The organism is Roseovarius sp. A46 (assembly GCF_004126395.1).
GTDB classification, from domain to species: Bacteria; Pseudomonadota; Alphaproteobacteria; order Rhodobacterales; family Rhodobacteraceae; genus Roseovarius; species Roseovarius nitratireducens.
This window is the reverse complement of the sequence record NZ_PVWS01000037.1, coordinates 1-19463: the sequence shown is the minus strand read 5'-3', so window position 1 is coordinate 19463 and position 19463 is coordinate 1. Positions and strand designations below refer to the sequence as shown.

Here is a 19463-nt window from a genome sequence, read left to right as displayed (position 1 = left end):
CCCGGTGTCACAGCGCGACTCCCGCCTTGTTCGCGAGGTACGCCAGCACATGCCCCCGATCTCCGCTCGTCAGAAGCCCCTCTCGCACAAGGGCACCATAAAGGCGCATATCGGCATAGAAGGGGGCCTGCCCACCGATCTGGAAGTTTCGCGCGCCGGTGCTGTCGCCGTGACCGGCCAGATCGGCCCGCGCCGCCGACAGCACCCCGTTGCGATAGCTCCGCGCCTCGGCCCCGAACTCGATTTCCGCAATGTGAACGGCGCGATCCGCAAGGCCCGCGGCATCCCCGATGGATGCGACAACCAGCGATACGCCGTCATCGTATTCGATCTGAAGCCGCTGGTCGGCTGACCGGACCCCCCAGCCCGGGGCGCTCGCGCCGAACCCCCTCTTGCTCAGAAAGGCCGTCGTGCCGGTGTCCGGCACCTGCACGCCGAACGCGGCGGTGCGGTCTCTGGCGCCAAGATCGAGCACGTCGCCAGCGCTGAGGAAATCGTCCACCCCGTCGAAATCGAGGTAATACCGCCCCCCCGCGTCCTGTTGCAGGACGGGCCGCGCGGCGGCGGTTGCCTGCGTGGCATGGTATCCGTTGCCCGACTTGTCGCCTATGTAGCCGACCGGATCGCCCGGGGCCGTGACCGGCACGGTTCCCGCCGCATCCTGGAAAAGCGAGCCGAGGTCGCCCGGATCATACCACGCGCCGTCCTCGGAGCTTGAGAAGAGCCGCGCCGGGCTGAAGGCCCGATACACCCGGCGGGCGCTGGTCACGCTGATATCGGTGACGGTCTTCATGCAACGACCAGAGCGTGGATACCGCTGGCGGTGGTGCCGCTGGCGTTCACCCGGCGCACGCCCACGGGCAGGATAGAGAAATCGGCGACCGTGACGGTGCGCGTCTCGCCGCTCACGGTCACGATACTGATCGCGCCGCCGGCTTCGGTATAGAGACCGACCGCCACGTGTGGCAGGTCGATGGTATCGTCCGGCACCACCGGCAGGGTGTCGGTGGCCGGGCCTGACAGCGACAGGGAACGGTTGGCAAACGGGTTCATGGCAGCTCCTGCGTTCTTGGCATACGCGGTAACGCGACACCGGTTGAAACGCGGCCCGTTCTCGGGAACCCGGGTTGAAATTCTCTGTCGCGACCGCGCGTGGCGGAAAGCCCTTGTTAAGGACGCGCGGGTTCCCATCGAACCACCGGCGTATTCACACGGGCCGGGGCCACATGTGACCGCAGGCGGCTTCTGATTCCCAAACGGGGACAAAATCCCGTGGCGGTTCAATCCTTCAATGCGCCTCGGCCCAGTTTCCGCCTTGTCCCGCGTCCACCACCAGCGGCACGTCGAGATGGACCGCCGGGTCGGCAGCGCCCTGCATGACCTCGCCCGCCACCCCGATCAGGCGGTCAACACCATCCTTCGCCACTTCGAAGATCAATTCGTCATGCACCTGCAAGAGCATCTTGCAGGGCAGATCACGGATCGCGTCGGGCATCCGGATCATCGCGCGGCGGATGATGTCCGCCGCCGTGCCCTGTATCGGCGCGTTGATCGCGGCGCGGCGGGCAAATCCCGCGCGCGGGCCGCGCGCCCCGATCTCGGGCGTGTGAATCTTGCGCCCGAACAGCGTCTGAACAAACCCGTGTTCCTTGGCAAAGGATACGGTTTCATCCATGTAATCCCTGATGCCCGGGAAGCGCTCGAAGTAGCGGTCGATGAAGCCCTGCGCCTCGGCGCGCGGAATACGCAGATTGCGCGCAAGGCCAAAGCCGGAAATGCCGTAGATCACCCCGAAATTGATCGCCTTGGCCTGACGGCGGACCTCGGGCGTCATCTCGTCCATTGGCACGCCGAACATCTCGCTTGCCGTCATGGCGTGGATGTCGTGCCCCTCGCGAAACGCCTGCTTCAGCGTGTCGATCCCGGCCACATGGGCAAGGATGCGCAGCTCGATCTGGGAATAATCCAGGCTGACCAGCAGGTTGCCCTCTTCTGCAACAAACGCCTCGCGGATGCGGCGGCCTTCCTCGCTGCGCACCGGGATGTTCTGCAGGTTCGGATCGGTCGAGGCAAGCCGCCCGGTGTTGGCCCCGGTCTGCACATAGGAGGTGTGCACGCGCCCGGTGTCGGGGTCGATATGATCCTGAAGCGCGTCGGTGTAGGTCGATTTGAGCTTCGATAGCTGCCGCCAGTCGAGCACGCGCGCCGGCAGCTCGTGCTCGGTCGCCAAATCCTCCAGCACGTCCGCGCCGGTGGCATAGGCCCCGGTCTTGCCCTTCTTGCCGCCCTCCAGCCCCATCTCGTCGAACAGGATCTCACCCAGTTGCTTGGGGCTTCCGACATTGAAGGATCGCCCCGCAAGCGCGTGTATCTCCGCTTCCAGTTCCCCCATCTTCTGCGCGAACTTGCCCGACATGGCGCGCAGCGTGTCGCGGTCCACCTTGACGCCGTGCCGCTCCATCTCTGCCAGCACCGGCACCAACGGCCGCTCCAGCGTTTCGTAGACGGTGGTGACGCGGGTGCGGTGCAATTGCGGTTTGAAGGTCAGCCACAGCCGTAGCGTGATATCGGCATCTTCGGCGGCGTACTTTACCGCCTCCTCCACCGGAACCCGGTCAAAGGTGATCGCGGATTTGCCGGAGCCCAACAGCGCCTTGATCGGGATCGGCTCGTGGCTCAGGTAGCGTTCGCTAAGCGTGTCCATCCCATGCCCGTGCTCGCCCGCGTGCAGCGCGTAGGACATCAGCATCGTGTCGTCGATGGGAGCCACCGTGATGCCGTGACCCGCGAGGATCTTGGCATCGTATTTCATGTTCTGCCCGATCTTGAGGATCGCGTCGTCCTCCAGTACCGGCTTCAGCGCGGCGAGCGCGTCGGCCATCGGCACCTGCCCCTCTGCCAGGTCCTCCGAGCCGAACAGATCGTCCGCCGCACCCCCCTTGTGCGCCAGCGGGATGTAACAGGCGCGCCCCGGCGCGGTGGCGAGCGATATCCCCACCAGATCGGCCTGCATCTCGTTGAGCGACGTGGTCTCGGTATCGAGCGCCACATAGCCCTGTGCCCGGATCGTCTCGATCCATTCCCCGAGTGCGTCCATGTCGCTGATATGCTCGTAGGAATCAGGCTCTATCGCGGGCCATTCGGGCACCTTTGGCGCATCCTCTGCCGTCTTTGGCGCAGCGGGCTCTGGAATCACCGGCGCCTCCCGGCCCAGCGCCTCGGCGATGCGCTTCGACAGGGTGCGAAACTCCATCTCCGTCAGAAACCCCAGCAGCGTCTCGGGATCGGGGTCGCGCACCTCCAGATCGTCGAGCGTGAACTCCAGCGGCGTGTCGCAGTCGAGCTGCACCAGCCGCTTCGACATCTCGATCTGCTCGCGCTTGTCGATCAGCGTCTCGCGCCGCTTGGGCTGCTTGATCTCACCGGCACGCTCCAGCAATTCCTCCAGCGAGCCGAACTCGTTGATCAGCAGCGCGGCGGTCTTGATGCCGATGCCGGGCGCGCCGGGGATGTTGTCCACGCTGTCACCCGCCAGCGCCTGCACATCGACCACGCGCTCCGGGTCCACCCCGAATTTCTCGCGCACGCCGTCCACGTCGATGCGCCGGTTCTTCATGGCATCCAGCATCTCGACACCACCGCCCACCAGTTGCATCAGGTCCTTGTCGGAACTGATGATCGTCACCCGCCCGCCCAGGTCGCGCGCCTTGCAGGCCAGCGTCGCGATGATGTCGTCGGCCTCATAGCCCTCGATCTCCTCGCAGGCGATGTTGAACGCGCGGGTGGCATCGCGCGTGAGCGGGATCTGCGGGCGCAGGTCCTCGGGCATCTCCTCGCGGTTGGCCTTGTAGGCATCATAGAGATCGTTGCGAAAGGTGTGGCTGCCCTTGTCGAAGATCACCGCCACATGGGTGGGCGCGTCGGGGCCGTGATTGCCCTCCACATAGCGTTGCAGCATGTTGCAAAACCCCGCCACTGCCCCGATCGGCAGCCCGTCGGACTTGCGCGTCAGCGGCGGTAGCGCGTGATACGCGCGAAAGATAAAGGACGACCCGTCGATCAGGTGCAGGTGACAGCCTTTTCCGAATGACATTGCGCGCCCTCCCGATCAGGCTTAATCTTGCCAGAAATATCCAAATCCCGCCGCGCGGTCGTGGCGCAACGCCGCTTGCTCAGACCTTGCCCTCGAAATCGCGATGGACGAGCTTGGCGTCGCAATAGGGGCATTCCACATATCCCGTCTCGCGCGGAATCTGGAGCCACACGCGGGGATGGCCAAGCGCCCCCTCGCCGCCGTCGCAGGCCACGCGATAATTGTCGACGATACGGGTTTCCGGGGCCTGCGTTACCATCGGGGCGTTTCCTTTTGCGGTGCATTGGACTAGGTCGGACTATGCTGGAACAAGAGGCGGGGGGCAAGAGCGGCATGGCGGCAAGTGCCATCGAAATCCGGGGTCTGGTAAAGACCTACGCGGGCGGGCGTCACGGCCCGGAGAAACACGCGCTCAAGGGCATCGACCTCGACATTCCGCAGGGCTCGGTCTTCGGCCTCCTCGGCCCCAACGGCGCGGGCAAATCGACGCTCATCAACATCCTCGCCGGTTTGGTGGTGAAAACCGCCGGGCAGGTTACGATCTGGGGCTTCGACCAGGACCGCAACCCGAGGCAAAGCCGCGCCTCCATCGGGGTGATGCCGCAGGAATTGAACCTCGATCCGTTCTTCACCCCGCGCGAGGCGCTCGAAGTGCAGGCCGGACTCTACGGCGTGCCGCGTCGCGAGCGGCGCAGCGATGCGATATTGCGGCTCGTCGGGCTCGAGGACAAGGCCGAGGCCTACGCGCGCACGCTGTCTGGCGGCATGCGGCGCAGGCTTCTTTTGGCCAAGGCGCTGGTCCATCACCCCCACATCCTCGTGCTCGACGAGCCGACTGCGGGCGTCGATATCGAGTTGCGTGCGATGCTCTGGGAAAACATCCGCCGCCTCAACCGCGAGGGGATGACGATCATCTTGACCACCCATTACCTCGAAGAGGCCGAGGAGATGTGCGACGAGATCGCCATCATCAACGAGGGCGCGGTGGTGGCGCGCGACAGCACTGTGCGGCTTCTGGACCGGCTCGACGGGCGGCGCATGATCCTCACCCCCGACGCGCCCGTTACCGCGTTGCCGGAGGGGCGCGGGATCGAGGCCGCTCACCACGCCGATGGCACAATCGAGATCACCTACCGCGCCCGCGAGACCCCTGCCGAGTCAGTGCTCGAAGCGGTGCGCGCCGCCGGGATCAAGATCCGTGACCTGCGCATCGAACAGGCGGATTTGCAGGATGTTTTCCTCGACCTCACGCGCAGCCGGGCGGGATAACAGCGACCTGCGGAATCAGGCCCTGCGGATCTCGTCGAGGATCGCGCTCACGGCAGTGCGGGGATCACCGGATGCCCAGACCGGGCGTCCCACCACGATGTGATCGGCGCCGTCCGCGATCGCCTGCGTGGGCGTGGCCACGCGCTTCTGATCGCCAAGGGCGCTGCCCGCCGGGCGCACGCCCGGGGTGACGATGAGGCGGCCTGCCGCCTCGGGCAGCGCACGGATCATCGCCGCCTCCCGCGGGCTGGCGATCACCCCGTCGGCCCCGGCATCGAACGCGCGGCCCGCGCGCTCGGCCACGAGGTCCGGCACCGCGCCCGGCTTCATCATCCCGGCATCGAGATCGCCCCGGTCGAGCGAGGTGAGGATGGTGACGGCGAGGATGCGCAAGGGCGTGCCCGCGGCCCCCTCCCGTGCCGCGCGCACCACGTGCGGATCGCCATGCACCGTCAGGAAATCGAGATCGAACCGCGCCAGTCCCCGCACCGCCGCCTCGACCGTGGCCCCGATGTCGAAAAGCTTCATGTCGAGGAACACGCGCTTGCCGTGCTCGTGCTTGAGCTCGTTTGCCAGCGCCAGCCCGCCGCCCGTCAGCATCCCCAGCCCGATCTTGTAGAAGCTCACGGCGTCGCCCAGCGTCTCGGCCATTTCCAGCCCCGCATGGGCGTCGGGCAGGTCGAGGGCGACGATCAGGCGGTCATCTGCGGCGGTCATGGGCGCGTCTCCGGGGCAAGTCGTGGCTCTTGTCGCGGCGGGCAGGGTGCACGTCAAGCCCAGGGAGAAGTCGGAGGCAGGATTTCCACCCGTCCTGTCTTGAACCACCCTCCCGGCTTCCCCATCTCACTAACCGAGGTTCCGGCTGGTGCATGCCGCTTGAGGGTGCGCCACGAGGGAACGCTTGCGAAAGGAGAAAAGACTCATGGACTTCAACAAGTTCACCGAGCGGTCGCGCGGTTTCATCCAGGCTGCGCAGACGATCGCGATGCGCGAAAGCCATCAGAAACTCGCCCCCGAACACCTGCTCAAGGCGCTTCTGGACGACCCCGAGGGCCTTGCCGCCAATCTCATCAAGCGCGCGGGCGGCGATGCCGCGCGGGTGACGCAGGCCAACGACCTCGCACTGGCGAAGATCCCGCAGGTCTCTGGCGACGCCGGGCAGACCTACATGGACCAGCAGACCGGCAAGGTGCTGGCCGAGGCCGAGAAGCTCGCGCAGAAGGCTGGCGACAGTTTCGTGCCGGTGGAGCGGATGCTCACCGCCCTGGCTGTTGTGAAGAGCCCCGCCAAGCAGGCGCTCGACGCCGGTGGCGTGAGCGCGCAGCAGATCAACGAGGCGATCAACGACCTGCGCAAGGGCCGCACCGCCGACACGGCAAGCGCCGAGGACACCTACGAGGCGCTGGAGAAATACGCACAGGATCTCACCAAGCGGGCCCGCGAGGGCAAGATCGACCCGATCATCGGCCGCGACGACGAGATCCGCCGCGCCATGCAAATCCTGAGCCGCCGCACCAAGAACAACCCCGTCCTGATCGGTGAGCCGGGCGTCGGCAAGACCGCTATCGCAGAGGGTCTCGCTCTGCGCATCATCAATGGCGACGTGCCCGAATCCTTGCGCAACAAGCGCCTGCTCGCGCTCGACATGGGCGCGCTGATCGCCGGCGCGAAATATCGCGGTGATTTCGAGGAGCGGCTCAAGGGCGTGCTCAACGAGGTGACGCAGGCCGCCGGTGAAATCATCCTCTTCATCGACGAGATGCACACGCTGGTGGGCGCGGGCAAGACCGATGGCGCGATGGACGCCGCCAACCTCATCAAGCCTGCGCTGGCGCGCGGCGAATTGCACTGTATCGGCGCCACCACGCTCGATGAATACCGCAAGCACGTGGAAAAGGACGCAGCCCTTGCCCGCCGGTTCCAGCCGCTCACCGTCGAGGAGCCGACGGTCGAGGACACCATATCGATCCTGCGCGGCATCAAGGAGAAATACGAGCTGCACCACGGCGTGCGCATCTCCGACTCGGCGCTTGTTGCGGCGGCGACCCTCTCGCACCGCTACATCACCGACCGCTTCCTGCCCGACAAGGCCATCGACCTGATGGACGAGGCAGCAAGCCGCCTGCGCATGGAAGTGGACAGCAAACCCGAGGAGCTTGACGCGCTCGACCGCGATATCCTGCAAAAGCAGATCGAATGCGAGGCCCTGCGCAAGGAAGACGATGCCGCCTCCAGGGACCGGCTCGCCAAGCTGGAACGCGAACTGGCCGAGTTGCAGGAGAAATCCTCCGAGATGACCGCGCAATGGCAGGCCGAGCGTGACAAGCTGGCCTCCGCCCGCGACCTCAAGGAGCAACTTGACCGCGCCCGCGCCGAACTCGACATCGCCAAGCGCGAGGGCAATCTCGCCAAGGCGGGCGAGCTCAGCTACGGCGTGATCCCGCAGCTTGAAAAGCGACTGGTCGAGGCCGAGCAACAAGGCGATGACGATATCATGGTCGAAGAGGCCGTGCGCCCCGAACAGATCGCGCAGGTCGTCGAACGCTGGACCGGCATCCCGACCGCCAAGATGCTCGAGGGCGAGCGCGAGAAGCTGCTGGGCATGGAGGAGAACCTCCACCGCCGCGTGATCGGGCAGGACACCGCCGTCAAGGCCGTGGCCAACGCCGTGCGCCGCGCCCGCGCGGGCCTCAACGACGAGAACCGGCCGCTGGGCAGCTTCCTGTTCCTTGGCCCCACCGGCGTGGGCAAGACCGAGCTGACCAAGGCCGTGGCAGAGTTCCTCTTCGACGACGATTCGGCGATGGTCCGCATCGACATGTCCGAGTTCATGGAGAAACACTCCGTCGCCCGCCTGATCGGCGCGCCGCCGGGCTACGTGGGCTACGAGGAAGGCGGCGTGCTGACCGAGGCCGTCCGTCGCCGCCCCTACCAGGTGGTGCTGTTCGACGAGGTCGAAAAGGCGCACCCGGAGGTGTTCAACGTGCTGTTGCAGGTGCTTGACGATGGCGTGCTGACCGACGGGCATGGCCGGACGGTGGACTTCAAGCAGACGACCATCGTGCTCACGTCCAACCTTGGCAGCCAGGCGCTCAGCCAGTTGCCAGAGGGGTCCGATGCCGAGGCCGCCAAGCGCGACGTGATGGAGGCGGTGCGCTCGCATTTCCGGCCCGAGTTCCTCAACCGGCTGGACGAGATTGTGGTCTTCGATCGGATCACACGCGAGCAGATGACCAGCATCGTGGACATCCAGATGCGCCGCTTGCTCAAGCGGCTGGCCACCCGCAAGATCCGGCTCGAGCTGGACGACAGCGCGCGGCAGTGGCTAGCCGACGAGGGCTATGACCCGGTCTATGGCGCGCGCCCGTTGAAGCGCGTGATCCAGAAGGCGCTGCAGGATCCCCTAGCCGAGGCGCTTCTGTCGGGCGAGATACTCGACGGCAGCACCGTGCCGGTGACGGCAGGGCCCGACGGGCTCATCATCGGCGAGCGCGTGGGCACCGCGACACAGGAGCCGCCCGCCGACGCCGTGGTGCACTAGGCCCGCGTTTCGGCCTCGACTTTTCGTCATCCTCGCGTGACAACACGAGAGGATGACGGGAGCGGCAAAGATGGCTGACACAACGACCCCGATGGCCCGGCCCGCTACGCGCGTGCCGGGCCATTTCGGTGAATGGATACAGGGGCGGCTCGGCCCCGATGGGCCGGTCGCGCTGGTGACGCTCGCCTGCCCGGCGCTGGCGGTGGCGGCACCGGGGCAGGGGCCGGGCCTCGATCGTCTGTTCTCACCCCGCGCCGTGGCCGGTTTCGCACGGGCGCTGGGCCTCGGCCCAGTGGCTTGGCCGGGGCTCGACCCCGACATGCCGATGGGCGCGGGGGCAGGGGCCTCGACCGCCTGCCTCGTGGCGAGCGCACGGGCGATGGGATGGGAGGGCGATCCGCAGGCGCTGGCCCGCGCCTGCCTCGACGTTGAGGGCGCGACCGATCCGCTGATGCATCCCGCCCCGGACCGGCTGCTCTGGGCCTCCCGCGAGGCGCGCAACCTCGAGGACCTCGCCCCGCCGCCCCGCTGCGAGATCGTGGGCGGCTATCTGGGCACGCCCCAACGCACCGACCCCGAAGATCATGACTTCCCCGATATCTCGGACCTCGTATCGTTCTGGCGCGGGGCAGTGGCGCGCGATGATCTCGCGGCCGTGGCCGGTATCGCCACCGAATCCGCGCGGCGCTGCACCGCCCTGCGCGGCCCCGACGATCCGATCGACGCGCTGGCGCGCGACCTGGGCGCGCTGGGCCATGCGCGGGCGCATACCGGCACCGCGCGGGCGCTGATCTTCGCTCCGGGTAAGGTGCCGGACGGGGCCACGGCGGCCCTGCGCGACGCGGGGCTATCGGGTGTATTCGGGTTTGCAACCGGCGGTGCGGAATGAGCTTTGCCGGAATGATGCTGGTAGGGCTGGCGCTCGACCTTGCATTTGGCTGGCCCGGTTGGCTCCATGCCCGGATTGGGCATCCGGTGACGTGGCTCGGCGCGGCGGTCGCGGCGCTCGAGGCGCGCTGGAATACCGGGGCACGCGACCGGCGGCTGATCGCCGGGGCGATCACCGCGCTGGCCGTGGTGGCGCTCGCCGCGCTCCCCGCGCTGGCGGTGCAGTGGATGCTGCCCGCCGGACCTCTGGGCATCGTTCTGGGCGGCGTGCTGGCCTGGCCGCTGATCGCGCTTCGGTCGATGCACGATCACGTCGCCGCCGTCGCCGCGCCGCTGGCGGCGGGCGACCTGCCCGGCGCGCGCGCGGCGGTGGCGATGATCGTGGGCCGCGACCCGGCCATGCTCGACGCGGCGGGCGTGGCCCGCGCCGGGATAGAGAGCCTTGCCGAGAATACCGGCGACGGGATCGTGGCCCCGGTTTTCTGGGGCGCGGTGGCGGGCCTGCCCGGCATCGCCGCCTACAAGGCCATCAACACGCTTGATTCGATGATTGGCCACCGCAACGACCGCTTTGATGCCTTTGGCAAGCTGGCCGCCCGCCTCGATGACGTTGCCAATTTCATCCCCGCACGGCTGACCGGGCTGCTTTTCGCGCTGGCCGCGCCGCGCCACGCCGCCCGCGCCCTTCGGGTGATGCTGCGCGATGCCCGCAACCACCGCTCGCCCAACGCGGGCTGGCCCGAGGCGGCGATGGCGGGGGCGCTGGGCGTGCGGCTCTCGGGGCCGCGTCGCTACGACACGCATGTCAGTGAAGAGCCGTGGCTCAACCCCGGCGCGCCCGATCCCGGGGCGGCGCGGATGCACCGCGCGCTGACGCTCTATGCCCGCGCGATGACGCTTCTCGCGCTTGCGCTTCTGGCCCTCTGGCTGGTCTAAGACGGCATGGACAACGCCCCCCGCGATCACGGCGGCGATCTCGACGCCGCGCAGCGCCGCTTCGGCGGCGACGCTGCCGATTGGCTCGACCTGTCGACGGGCATCAACCCGGTGCCCTACCCGCTGTCCGCGCTTCCGCCACGCGCCTTCGCCGGGCTGCCCACCCGTGCCGACATGGCCCACCTGCGCGCGGCGGCGGCAGAGGCCTACGGCACCCGCGCCCACATCACCCCGCTGGCCGGCGCGCAGGCGGCGATACAGGCGGTGCCGCAACTCGTCGCGCCGGGCCGCGCCCGGGTGCTCGTGCCCACCTATAACGAGCACGCCGCCGCCCTGCGCGCCGGGGGCTGGGCGGTGGACGAGGCGTTGAGCCTTGACGCCCTCGCCGGGGCCGATTGCGCCGTGGTGGTGAACCCCAACAACCCCGACGGCGCCCGCCACGATCCCGACCGCCTGATGGCGCTTGCCGACCGGGTCGGGCTCCTGGTCGTGGACGAGAGCTTCGTCGATTCCGAACCGCGCCTCTCGCTTGCCCCGCGCCTGCACGACGGACCCGCGAATATCCTCGTCCTGCGGTCATTCGGCAAGTTCTACGGGCTTGCCGGTTTGCGTCTCGGCTTTGCCCTCTCGTCCCCTGAAATTGCCCATACCCTCGCCGGTATGGTGGGGCCCTGGCCCGTTTCCGGCCCGGCGATCGCGGTGGGGGCGCAGGCCCTCCGCGACACCGCGTGGCACGCCGAAACCGCCGCCCGCCTCACCCGCGATGCCGCGCGGCTTGATGCGCTCGCCGCGCGTGCGGGCTGGTCGCTCGTTGGCGGCACGCCGCTCTTTCGCACCTACGCCACCCCCGATGCGGCGGCGGCGCAAGAGCATCTCGCGCGCCATCGCATCTGGTCGCGCATCTTCCCCTATTCGCGGTACTGGCTGCGCCTCGGCCTCACCGGGACAGCAGCCGAGTGGCAGCGCCTCGCCACCGCCCTGTGAGGGCCGCGATTGGACATGAGCGGTCGTTCATATCTTGGTGCCAATGCGCGGAATCGAGGCGCGTTCACGCGCCGCCGCGCATCGCCGGGCCGCCCCCCGGCACGGCGATATGGCTGCAATCTGCGCCCCGCTCGGGCCTTTTTCGGATTTGGCTGCCATAAAGCGCGGCAGAACCGCCGTGGGATCGCCGCGCCGCGGCCCGTCGATGCGCGGCTAATGCGAACGACCGCATCAGCCCGTATGCTAACTGCCCCGAGCCGGTCTAATGCACGAATTCAGGTCCAGCCCGCAGGCCCCGACCACCGCCCGCACCCGCTCGGCATTGTCGCGCGCCACTCGGCCATCTTCGTGCCACAGGCTGTTCTCGAACCCCACGCGCATCTTTCCCCCCGCCGCGTGCGCGGCGCGCAGGCACGCGGTCTCGGCCCGGCCAAAGGCGCAGGCGGCCCAATCGGCGGGCCTCTCTCGCGCCGCCAGCCGGTCAAGGAACGGGCCCAGGTCGCGCGCATCGCTCTCCTGCCCGGCGCTGTAGCGCCCCAGCACGAAGATCAGTTGCAATTCTGCGATATCACGCAACCCCTCCGGCACCAGCCGCGTCAGCAGGTCGAAATCCCCCGCGTCATAAAGGATATGCTGCACCGCGATGCCCCGCTCGGCGCAGGCGGCATAAAACCCCGGCGCCTCCGCCTCTTCCGCCGCCATCTCGCGCAACGCGACCGAAACCAGATGGGCCCCCGCCGCCAGCGCCACCGCCCGCTGATGGGGCGGCGCATAGGCGCCTGCCGCCTCGGTCGTGACCTGCACCGCCATCTCGGGCACCGCGTCGCGCAACTCCACCAGCGCCTCGCGATAGGCCCCGGCGTCCAGCAGATGCTGCCCCTCGGCGTCGCGCAGGTGCAGGTGTAGCCCGTCCGCCCCCGCCTCGTGGCACGCGCGCGCGGTTTCCACGATCTCGGGCAGGGTAACGGGCAGGGCCGGGTGATCCGCCTTGCCGCGCCGCGCCCCGGTGGGCGCGACCATCAACCGGGGCAGCGCCCTCACGCCAGCGCCACCTCGAGCGCGGTGGCAAGCTTGTCGGTCAGCTCGCCCACCTGATCCTCGGTCAGGATAAAGGGCGGCGCGAGCAGCACGTGATCGCCCCGCCGCCCATCAATCGTGCCGCCCATCGGGTAACAGATCAGCCCCGCCTCGAACGCCGCCGCCTTGATCCGCTTGTTGATCCCGCGCGCGGGATCGAACGGGGCCTTGCTCTCCCGGTCCTCGACCAGTTCCAGCCCGCGAAACATGCCGCGCCCGCGAATGTCGCCAATATGCGGATGCTGCCCGAACCGCTCGCGCAGCGCCGCGCCCAGCACCTCGCCCATCCGCGCCGCGCGGTCGGTCATCCCGCCCGTCATCAGCTTGCCGACCACGACATCGGCGGCGGCACAGGCGACGGGATGGCCGATATAGGTGTGACCATGCTGGAAAAACCCCGATCCGCCCTCGATGGCGGCGTATATCTCGCCCGAACACAGCATCGCGCCGATCGGCTGATAGCCCGCGCCCAGCCCCTTGGCGATGGTCACGATATCGGGGCGCACGTCGTCCTGCTCGCAGGCAAACAGCGTGCCGGTCCGCCCCATCCCGCACATCACCTCGTCGAGTATCAGCAGGATGCCGTGCCGGTCGCAGATCTCGCGGATACGCCGGAAATATCCCGGCACGGATGGCACCGCGCCCAGCGTCGCCCCCACCACCGGTTCGGCGACGAAGCCGATCACGTTCTCCGGCCCGACGCGGCGCAGTTCCGCCTCAAGCTCATCGGCTACGCGCAATCCATAGTCCTCGGGCGTCTCGCCATCCTCGCGCCCGCGGTATTCATAGCAGGGCGCGATATGCGAGGTTTCGACCATCAGCGGCGCGAATGGCTCGCGCCGCCACATGTTGCCGCCGGTGCCCAGCGCACCCAGCGTGTTGCCGTGATAGCTCTGCCTGCGCGCGATGAACCGGGTGCGCGATGGCTCGCCCTTCTCCAGGAAATACTGCCGCGCGAGTTTCAGCGCCGCCTCCACCGCCTCGGACCCGCCCGAGACGAAATAGACCCGCTCGATCCCCTCCGGCGCGTGGGCAATCAAGCGGTCAGCCAGCCGCTCGGCCGGCTCGGACGTGAAAAACCCGGTGTGGGCAAAGGCGATTCGGTCCACCTGATCCTTGATCGCCTGTGTCACTTCCGGGTCGGAATGCCCGAGGCACGAGACCGCCGCGCCGCCCGATCCGTCGAGGTATCTCTTCCCCGATTCGTCGATGATATAGGCGCCATCGCCGCGTGCGGCGCGGGGCGGGCGGGCCTTGGTATGGCGGGGAAAGACGTGGGTCATGGCGCGAGTCCTTGCTGGTTCGCACGAATGAAACAAATGAATCACATATTGACAAGAGGTGAAACAGATGGAACGAATTATCTAAAATTCAGGGAGGGACCGTTTGAACGCCTCGTTCGAACAGCGACTGTCGCGAAACTTCGACGGCCTCAGCGACAAGCTGCGGCAGGCGGGCGAATACGTGGCGGCCCATCCCGTCGATACCGCAACGCGGTCCCTGCGCACCGTCGCCAGTGACAGCGGGCTGGCCCCCGCGACGTTCTCGCGCTTCGCCCGCGCAATCGGCTACCAGAGCTTCGAGGACCTGCGCGAGGCGATGCGCGAAAAGATCGGCGCGCGCGTCAACAGCTTTGCCGAGCGCGCCGAGCGATTGCAGGCCGCGCACGAGGCGGGTGAGACCGGCTTCTTCGAGGCGCATGTCAGCGCCTGCCAGAGCAATCTCGAATCGCTCCGGCGCGATATCGACCGCGCGCTTCTTGAACAGGTGGTGGACCGGCTTCACGGCGCGCGCAACGTGCTGGTGTTCGGCGCGCTGGGCTCCACGGGAATCGTCGAATATCTCGCCTACATGGCGCATTTCTGCACCGGCAAATGGACCATCGGCGGTCGGATGGGGGCCTCGCTCGGGGCCGCGCTCGCGGGGCTCGACGCGCGCGACGCGCTGCTCGTCATCACCAAGCCGCCGTTCTCGACCCGCTCGATCGAGGCCGCTCATCTCGCGGCGGCGCAGGGCGCCTATGTCGTGGTCATCACCGACAGCCACGCCTGCCCGGCCCTGCGCCACGCCTCGGCGGGCTTTGTCGTGCCCTCCGACAGCCCGCATTTCTATTCCTCCTATGTGGCCACCCTCGTCCTCGCCGAAGCAATGGTCGGGATGCTGGTGAGCCGCGCAGGCCCGGCGGCGCGCGCGCGCATCGCCCGGGTCGAAGAGAGCAGCCGCCGCCTTGGCGAAACCTGGGACGGCTGATACGAAAACCTAACAACATCAGCAACAAAGGGAGATAATGATGTTTGCCAAGTTCAAATTCACCGTTGCGGGGGCCGCGCTCGCCGCGCTGATGGCCCCGGCTGCACAGGCCGAGGAATTCATCACCATCGGCACCGGCGGCGTCACCGGCGTCTACTATCCCACGGGCGGTGCGATCTGCCGCCTCGTGAACAAGGGCCGCAAGGATCACGGCATCCGCTGCTCGGTCGAATCCACCGGCGGCTCGATCTACAACATCAAGACCATCCGCGCGGGTGAGCTTGAGTTCGGCGTGGCGCAGTCCGACTGGCAGTATCACGCCTATCACGGCTCCTCGCGCTTCGAGGAAGACGGCGCGTTCGAGGGGCTGCGCGCGGTGTTCTCGGTCCACCCAGAGCCGTTCACCGTGGTGGCCCGCGCCGATAGCGGCATCACCACCTTCGACGATCTCAAGGGCAAGCGCGTCAATATCGGCAACCCCGGCTCCGGTCAGCGCGGCACGATGGAAGTGCTGATGAGCGCCAAGGGCTGGACCACCGACGATTTCGCGCTCGCGACCGAGCTCAAGGCCGCCGAGCAGAGCGCGGCGCTCTGCGACAACCAGATCGACGCGATGGTCTACACCGTCGGCCACCCGTCGGGCTCGATCCAGGAGGCAACCACCGCCTGTGACAGCGTGCTGGTCGAGGTCTCGGGTGACGCCGTCGACGGGCTCGTCAACGACAACCCCTACTACCGCACCGCCACCATCCCCGGCGGCATGTATCGCGGCAATGACGCCGACACGCAGACCTTCGGCGTCGGCGCCACCTTCGTCAGCTCCGACGCGGTCAGCGAGGACGCGGTCTACACGGTCGTGAAATCGGTGTTCGAGAACTTCGACGATTTCCGCGGCCTGCACCCCGCCTTCGCCAATCTCGACCCGCAGGAAATGGCGACCGCCGGTCTTTCCGCTCCGCTGCACGCGGGCGCGGCCAAGTATTACAAGGAACAGGGCTGGATCGAATAACGACTCCACCCACACGGCAAGGGCGGCACGCCGCCCTTGCCTTTTTCGTTCGTGTCATTCCACTATCAAGCGATAATCAACGACCGCGCCCCGATCGCGGCGTGTCAGGGAGACGGGACATATGGCCGAGGACAGGCAGGGCAAGGGCCCGCTCAGCGAGGGCGAACTCCAGGAAATGGTCGCCTCCAGCGATGGCGGCGCGCGCAACCCCACGGGCGCGGTGGCGATGCTCATCGCGGTGGTGGCTGTGGTCTGGTCGCTCTACCAGGTGCTGCTGGCCTCGCCGCTGGCCAATTACGTCCTGCCCGGCGACCTGATCAACAACTCGCGCCAGATCCACCTCGCCTTCGCGATTTTCCTGGCGTTCATGGCCTACCCGATGCTGAATTCCAGCCCGCGCAGCTACGTGCCCATCTATGACTGGGTGCTGGGCCTCGCAGGGACATTCTTCGCGCTCTACGGTTATTTCTTCTACGAAAAGATCGTCAATAACGGCGGGCTGGCCGACCACACCGACAAGTGGGCCGCGCTCGCCGGCCTCATCATCCTGTTCGAGGGCGCGCGCCGCGCGCTCGGCCCGGCGATGGCGATCATCGCCACGATTTTCCTCGGCTATGTCTTCTTCGGGGCCTCCGACTGGATACCTGAGGTCATCCGCTGGAAGGGCGCCAGCCTGCAAAAGGCGATGAGCCACATGTGGATCACGTCAGAGGGCGTGTTCGGCATCGCATTGGGCGTCTCGGCCAAGTTCGTCTTTCTCTTCGTCCTGTTCGGTGCGCTCTTGGACAAGGCGGGCGCCGGCAACTACTTCATCAAGATGGCCTTCGGCGCGCTCGGCCACCTGCGCGGCGGCCCGGCCAAAGCCGCCGTGGTCGGCTCTGCCGCCACCGGCCTCATCTCCGGCTCTTCCATCGCCAACGTGGTCACTACCGGCACCTTCACCATTCCGCTGATGAAACGCGTGGGCTTCACCTCCGAAAAGGCGGGCGCGGTCGAGGTGGCAAGCTCGGTCAATGGCCAGATCATGCCCCCGGTGATGGGCGCGGCGGCCTTCCTCATGGTGGAATACGTGGGCATTTCTTATGTCGAGGTGATCACCCACGCCTTCCTGCCCGCCGCCATCAGCTATATTGCGCTCGTCTACATCGTCCATCTCGAGGCGGTGAAGCAGAACATGCCCACCCTCGGCGACCGCGTGGTCAGCCTCGGGCGCACCATCGGCGGCATGTTCGTCTTTTTCGCGGGCTTCGCGGGGCTGTGCTACGGGGTGCAATACCCGGTTGGCTGGATCGTGGCGATGGTGCCCGACAATTCCGGCCTGATCCTGTCGGGTCTGCTGATCCTCGCCTATCTGGCCCTTCTGTGGCTCGCCTCGGGCGTGCCCGATCTGGAGCCGGACGATCCCAATTCAGAAGACGTGCGCCTGCCCGTGGTGGGCGAGATCTACAAGGCCGGGCTCTACTTCCTGCTGCCCATCGTGGTGCTGGTCTACTTCCTGATGATCGAACAGAAATCGCCCGGCCTCTCTGCGTTCTGGGCGACGTCACTTCTGTTCGTGATCCTCGTCACGCAGCGGCCCTTGAAGGCGATCTTCCGCGGCCAGAGCGATACCGCCAACGCCATGCGCGCCGGGCTTCAGGATCTGCTCGACGGGCTGATCGCGGGGGCGCGCAACATGATCGGCATCGGTCTTGCCACCGCCACGGCGGGGGTGATCGTGGGCACCGTGACGCTGACCGGGGTGGGGCAGGTGATGGCCGACCTGGTCGAGTTCGTCTCGGGCGGCAACCTCGTGCTGATGCTGGTCTTCGTGGGGCTTCTCAGCCTGATCCTCGGGATGGGCCTGCCGACCACGGCCAACTACATCGTGGTGTCGTCGCTGATGGCAGGGGTCGTGGTCGAGCTTGGCGCGCAATCGGGGCTGATCGTGCCGCTGATCGCGGTGCACCTCTTCGTGTTCTATTTCGGTATCATGGCCGACGTGACGCCGCCGGTGGGGCTGGCAAGCTTCGCCGCCGCCGCCGTCTCGGGCGGCGACGCGATCCGCACCGGCTTCACCGCCTTCTTCTACAGCTTGCGCACCGTGGCGCTGCCCTTCGTGTTCATCTTCAACACCAACCTCCTGCTGATCGACGTGACGGTGACGCAAGGCATTATCACCTTCATCGTGGCCTCGATCGCGATCCTCGTCTTTACCGCCGGCACGATGGGCTGGTTTCTCACCAAGAGCCGCATTTACGAGAGCGTGGCGCTGGTTCTGGTTGCCTTCGCCCTGTTCCGGCCCGATTATTTCATGAACCGCATCCAGCCCCCCTTCGAGATGATCGAGCCCGCCAATCTCGAACAGGCGCTCGGTAACGCCACGCCGGGGCAGGATCTCCGCGTGGTCGTCTCCGGGCCCGATTTCATCAGCGGCGAGCCCAAGGAGACGACCCTCGTGCTGTCGGTGACCGAGGACAAGGACGGCGCGGCGCTGTTGCAGGAGTATGGCCTTACCCTCATTCCCGAGGGTGACCGCGTTCTGCTCGAAGAGCCGATGTTCGGCACGCCCTTCTCCGAGACGATGCAGGGCTATGATTTCTACGGCGACGAACCGGTGACCGTCACCACCGCCAAGGCCCCGGTAGATCAATGGCCGCAGGAACTTCTGTTCATCCCCGCCTTCCTTCTGCTGGGGCTGATCGCGCTGCTGCAGCGCGCCCGCATGGAGCGCGAGCCGAACACCAAGGAAGGAGTCACCGCATGACCGGTCCCGTTCTCTGCGCCGTCGATGTCAGCAACCCGCATCGCGACGATAACGTGCTGCGCATGGCGGCGCGGCTTGCCGCCCTCGACGACGCGCAACTCGACGTGATCACCGTGGTCCCCGACTACGGGATGAGCGTGGTCGGCACCTATTTCGACAAGGATCACCATCCACGTATCGAGGAAGATGCGCGGCAGCGGCTCCATGACCTCGTGGCAGAGGTTCTCGGACACGAGGCCAACGAAAAGGTCCGTCACGTCGTGGTGACCGGCAACGCCTACGAGGAAATCCTGCGCGTGGCGCGGGCGGATGGCGCCGCCCTGATTGTGATCGGCGCGCACAAACCAGATTTCCGCGACTTCCTGCTCGGCCCCAACGCGGCGCGCGTGGTGCGCCACGCCGATTGCTCGGTGATGGTGGTGCGGTAGGGGGGCGTTCGGTCCATTCTGGCCAGAAGCGGTCGTTGGACGTCAGTGTCGGGCTGAACCGTCACGGCAAGGTAAGATCAAGAAAGTTTAAAACTTTCTTGTACGGAATCTTTTCAGAGACCACAGCGAAACTCTTGGGATTCCCTGAGATGGTTTGGTGGGGTATGTTTTGTCATGAGACAGAGTTTTTCGACCCAGCCCGCCTTGTTTGCTCCGCAGGAGTTGTTCGACCACCCGGCGCT

At 67.0% G+C, this 19463-nt stretch carries 16 protein-coding genes; 9 read left to right on the top strand and 7 right to left on the bottom strand.

Annotated elements, in window-relative coordinates; all coding sequences use genetic code 11:
* Positions 1-7: 7 nt before the first annotated feature.
* From C6W92_RS15410 to C6W92_RS15395, 4 genes are all read right to left on the bottom strand, one after another.
* On the bottom strand, positions 8-793 hold the full coding sequence (locus tag C6W92_RS15410; RefSeq protein ID WP_129434730.1) for a hypothetical protein: 786 nt from the start codon (positions 791-793) through the stop codon (positions 8-10).
* Positions 790-1053, bottom strand: coding sequence for a hypothetical protein (locus C6W92_RS15405; RefSeq protein WP_129434728.1), 264 nt, complete (start codon positions 1051-1053; stop codon positions 790-792). The genes C6W92_RS15410 and C6W92_RS15405 overlap by 4 nt, the downstream gene beginning before the upstream one ends.
* Positions 1054-1288: 235 nt before the next feature.
* On the bottom strand, positions 1289-4093 hold the full coding sequence (polA, locus tag C6W92_RS15400) for a DNA polymerase I (protein WP_129434726.1): 2805 nt from the start codon (positions 4091-4093) through the stop codon (positions 1289-1291).
* Positions 4094-4172: 79 nt separating this feature from the next.
* Positions 4173-4352 carry a zinc-finger domain-containing protein gene (locus C6W92_RS15395; RefSeq protein WP_104020255.1) on the bottom strand — a complete coding sequence of 60 codons (180 nt, stop codon included), beginning with the start codon at positions 4350-4352 and terminating at the stop codon, positions 4173-4175.
* Positions 4353-4426: 74 nt separating this feature from the next.
* On the opposite strand from C6W92_RS15395, the gene C6W92_RS15390 reads away from it, so the two are divergent.
* The gene (locus tag C6W92_RS15390; RefSeq protein ID WP_129434787.1) at positions 4427-5362 is read left to right on the top strand and encodes an ABC transporter ATP-binding protein; all 936 of its coding nucleotides are present in this window, start codon (positions 4427-4429) and stop codon (positions 5360-5362) included.
* Positions 5363-5377: 15 nt separating this feature from the next.
* Here C6W92_RS15390 and pyrF read toward each other — a convergent pair whose 3' ends face one another.
* Complete coding sequence (gene pyrF / locus C6W92_RS15385; protein WP_129434724.1) at positions 5378-6079, bottom strand: orotidine-5'-phosphate decarboxylase; 702 nt, start codon at positions 6077-6079, stop codon at positions 5378-5380.
* A gap of 205 nt (positions 6080-6284) precedes the next feature.
* Between pyrF and clpB the strand changes: the two genes are divergently transcribed.
* The 4 genes from clpB (at position 6285) to cobD (ending at position 11711) form a co-directional block, all read left to right on the top strand.
* On the top strand, positions 6285-8903 hold the full coding sequence (gene clpB / locus C6W92_RS15380) for an ATP-dependent chaperone ClpB (RefSeq protein WP_129434722.1): 2619 nt from the start codon (positions 6285-6287) through the stop codon (positions 8901-8903).
* 70 nt (positions 8904-8973) lie between these two features.
* Positions 8974-9792, top strand: a complete 819-nt coding sequence (locus C6W92_RS15375; protein ID WP_241691183.1) for a propanediol utilization protein — start codon at positions 8974-8976, stop codon at positions 9790-9792.
* The gene (gene cbiB, locus C6W92_RS15370; protein ID WP_129434718.1) at positions 9789-10727 is read left to right on the top strand and encodes an adenosylcobinamide-phosphate synthase CbiB; all 939 of its coding nucleotides are present in this window, start codon (positions 9789-9791) and stop codon (positions 10725-10727) included. Before C6W92_RS15375 ends, cbiB begins: the two co-directional genes overlap by 4 nt.
* Before the next feature lie 6 nt (positions 10728-10733).
* Positions 10734-11711 (top strand): threonine-phosphate decarboxylase CobD, encoded by a 978-nt coding sequence (gene cobD / locus C6W92_RS15365; RefSeq protein ID WP_129434716.1) that lies wholly within the window; start codon positions 10734-10736, stop codon positions 11709-11711.
* Positions 11712-11954: 243 nt separating this feature from the next.
* On the opposite strand, the gene C6W92_RS15360 is transcribed toward cobD, so the two are convergent.
* Positions 11955-12752 carry a 3-keto-5-aminohexanoate cleavage protein gene (locus C6W92_RS15360; RefSeq protein WP_129434714.1) on the bottom strand — a complete coding sequence of 266 codons (798 nt, stop codon included), beginning with the start codon at positions 12750-12752 and terminating at the stop codon, positions 11955-11957.
* On the bottom strand, positions 12749-14071 hold the full coding sequence (locus C6W92_RS15355; RefSeq protein WP_129434712.1) for an aspartate aminotransferase family protein: 1323 nt from the start codon (positions 14069-14071) through the stop codon (positions 12749-12751). The genes C6W92_RS15360 and C6W92_RS15355 overlap by 4 nt, the downstream gene beginning before the upstream one ends.
* Positions 14072-14174: 103 nt before the next feature.
* Between C6W92_RS15355 and C6W92_RS15350 the strand changes: the two genes are divergently transcribed.
* The 4 genes from C6W92_RS15350 to C6W92_RS15335 all read left to right on the top strand — a co-directional run bounded on the left by C6W92_RS15350 (position 14175) and on the right by C6W92_RS15335 (position 19221).
* Positions 14175-15038: a MurR/RpiR family transcriptional regulator gene (locus C6W92_RS15350; RefSeq protein ID WP_241691182.1), complete on the top strand. Its 864-nt coding sequence runs from the start codon at positions 14175-14177 to the stop codon at positions 15036-15038.
* 40 nt (positions 15039-15078) lie between these two features.
* Positions 15079-16047 (top strand): TAXI family TRAP transporter solute-binding subunit, encoded by a 969-nt coding sequence (locus tag C6W92_RS15345; protein WP_129434710.1) that lies wholly within the window; start codon positions 15079-15081, stop codon positions 16045-16047.
* A 121-nt stretch (positions 16048-16168) separates the two neighbouring features.
* Positions 16169-18793, top strand: coding sequence for a TRAP transporter permease (locus C6W92_RS15340; RefSeq protein ID WP_129434708.1), 2625 nt, complete (start codon positions 16169-16171; stop codon positions 18791-18793).
* Positions 18790-19221 (top strand): universal stress protein, encoded by a 432-nt coding sequence (locus tag C6W92_RS15335; RefSeq protein WP_129434706.1) that lies wholly within the window; start codon positions 18790-18792, stop codon positions 19219-19221. The genes C6W92_RS15340 and C6W92_RS15335 overlap by 4 nt, the downstream gene beginning before the upstream one ends.
* The last annotated feature ends 242 nt before the right edge of the window (positions 19222-19463 follow it).

Bases quoted from the DNA above. Each gene is read 5' to 3' on its own strand.
- C6W92_RS15410 (WP_129434730.1), bottom strand. From the start codon at position 793: ATGAAGACCGTCACCGATATCAGCGTGACCAGCGCCCGCCGGGTGTAT.
- C6W92_RS15405 (WP_129434728.1), bottom strand. From the start codon at position 1,053: ATGAACCCGTTTGCCAACCGTTCCCTGTCGCTGTCAGGCCCGGCCACC.
- polA (WP_129434726.1), bottom strand. From the start codon at position 4,093: ATGTCATTCGGAAAAGGCTGTCACCTGCACCTGATCGACGGGTCGTCC.
- C6W92_RS15395 (WP_104020255.1), bottom strand. From the start codon at position 4,352: ATGGTAACGCAGGCCCCGGAAACCCGTATCGTCGACAATTATCGCGTG.
- C6W92_RS15390 (WP_129434787.1), top strand. From the start codon at position 4,427: ATGGCGGCAAGTGCCATCGAAATCCGGGGTCTGGTAAAGACCTACGCG.
- pyrF (WP_129434724.1), bottom strand. From the start codon at position 6,079: ATGACCGCCGCAGATGACCGCCTGATCGTCGCCCTCGACCTGCCCGAC.
- clpB (WP_129434722.1), top strand. From the start codon at position 6,285: ATGGACTTCAACAAGTTCACCGAGCGGTCGCGCGGTTTCATCCAGGCT.
- C6W92_RS15375 (WP_241691183.1), top strand. From the start codon at position 8,974: ATGGCTGACACAACGACCCCGATGGCCCGGCCCGCTACGCGCGTGCCG.
- cbiB (WP_129434718.1), top strand. From the start codon at position 9,789: ATGAGCTTTGCCGGAATGATGCTGGTAGGGCTGGCGCTCGACCTTGCA.
- cobD (WP_129434716.1), top strand. From the start codon at position 10,734: ATGGACAACGCCCCCCGCGATCACGGCGGCGATCTCGACGCCGCGCAG.
- C6W92_RS15355 (WP_129434712.1), bottom strand. From the start codon at position 14,071: ATGACCCACGTCTTTCCCCGCCATACCAAGGCCCGCCCGCCCCGCGCC.
- C6W92_RS15345 (WP_129434710.1), top strand. From the start codon at position 15,079: ATGTTTGCCAAGTTCAAATTCACCGTTGCGGGGGCCGCGCTCGCCGCG.
- C6W92_RS15340 (WP_129434708.1), top strand. From the start codon at position 16,169: ATGGCCGAGGACAGGCAGGGCAAGGGCCCGCTCAGCGAGGGCGAACTC.
- C6W92_RS15335 (WP_129434706.1), top strand. From the start codon at position 18,790: ATGACCGGTCCCGTTCTCTGCGCCGTCGATGTCAGCAACCCGCATCGC.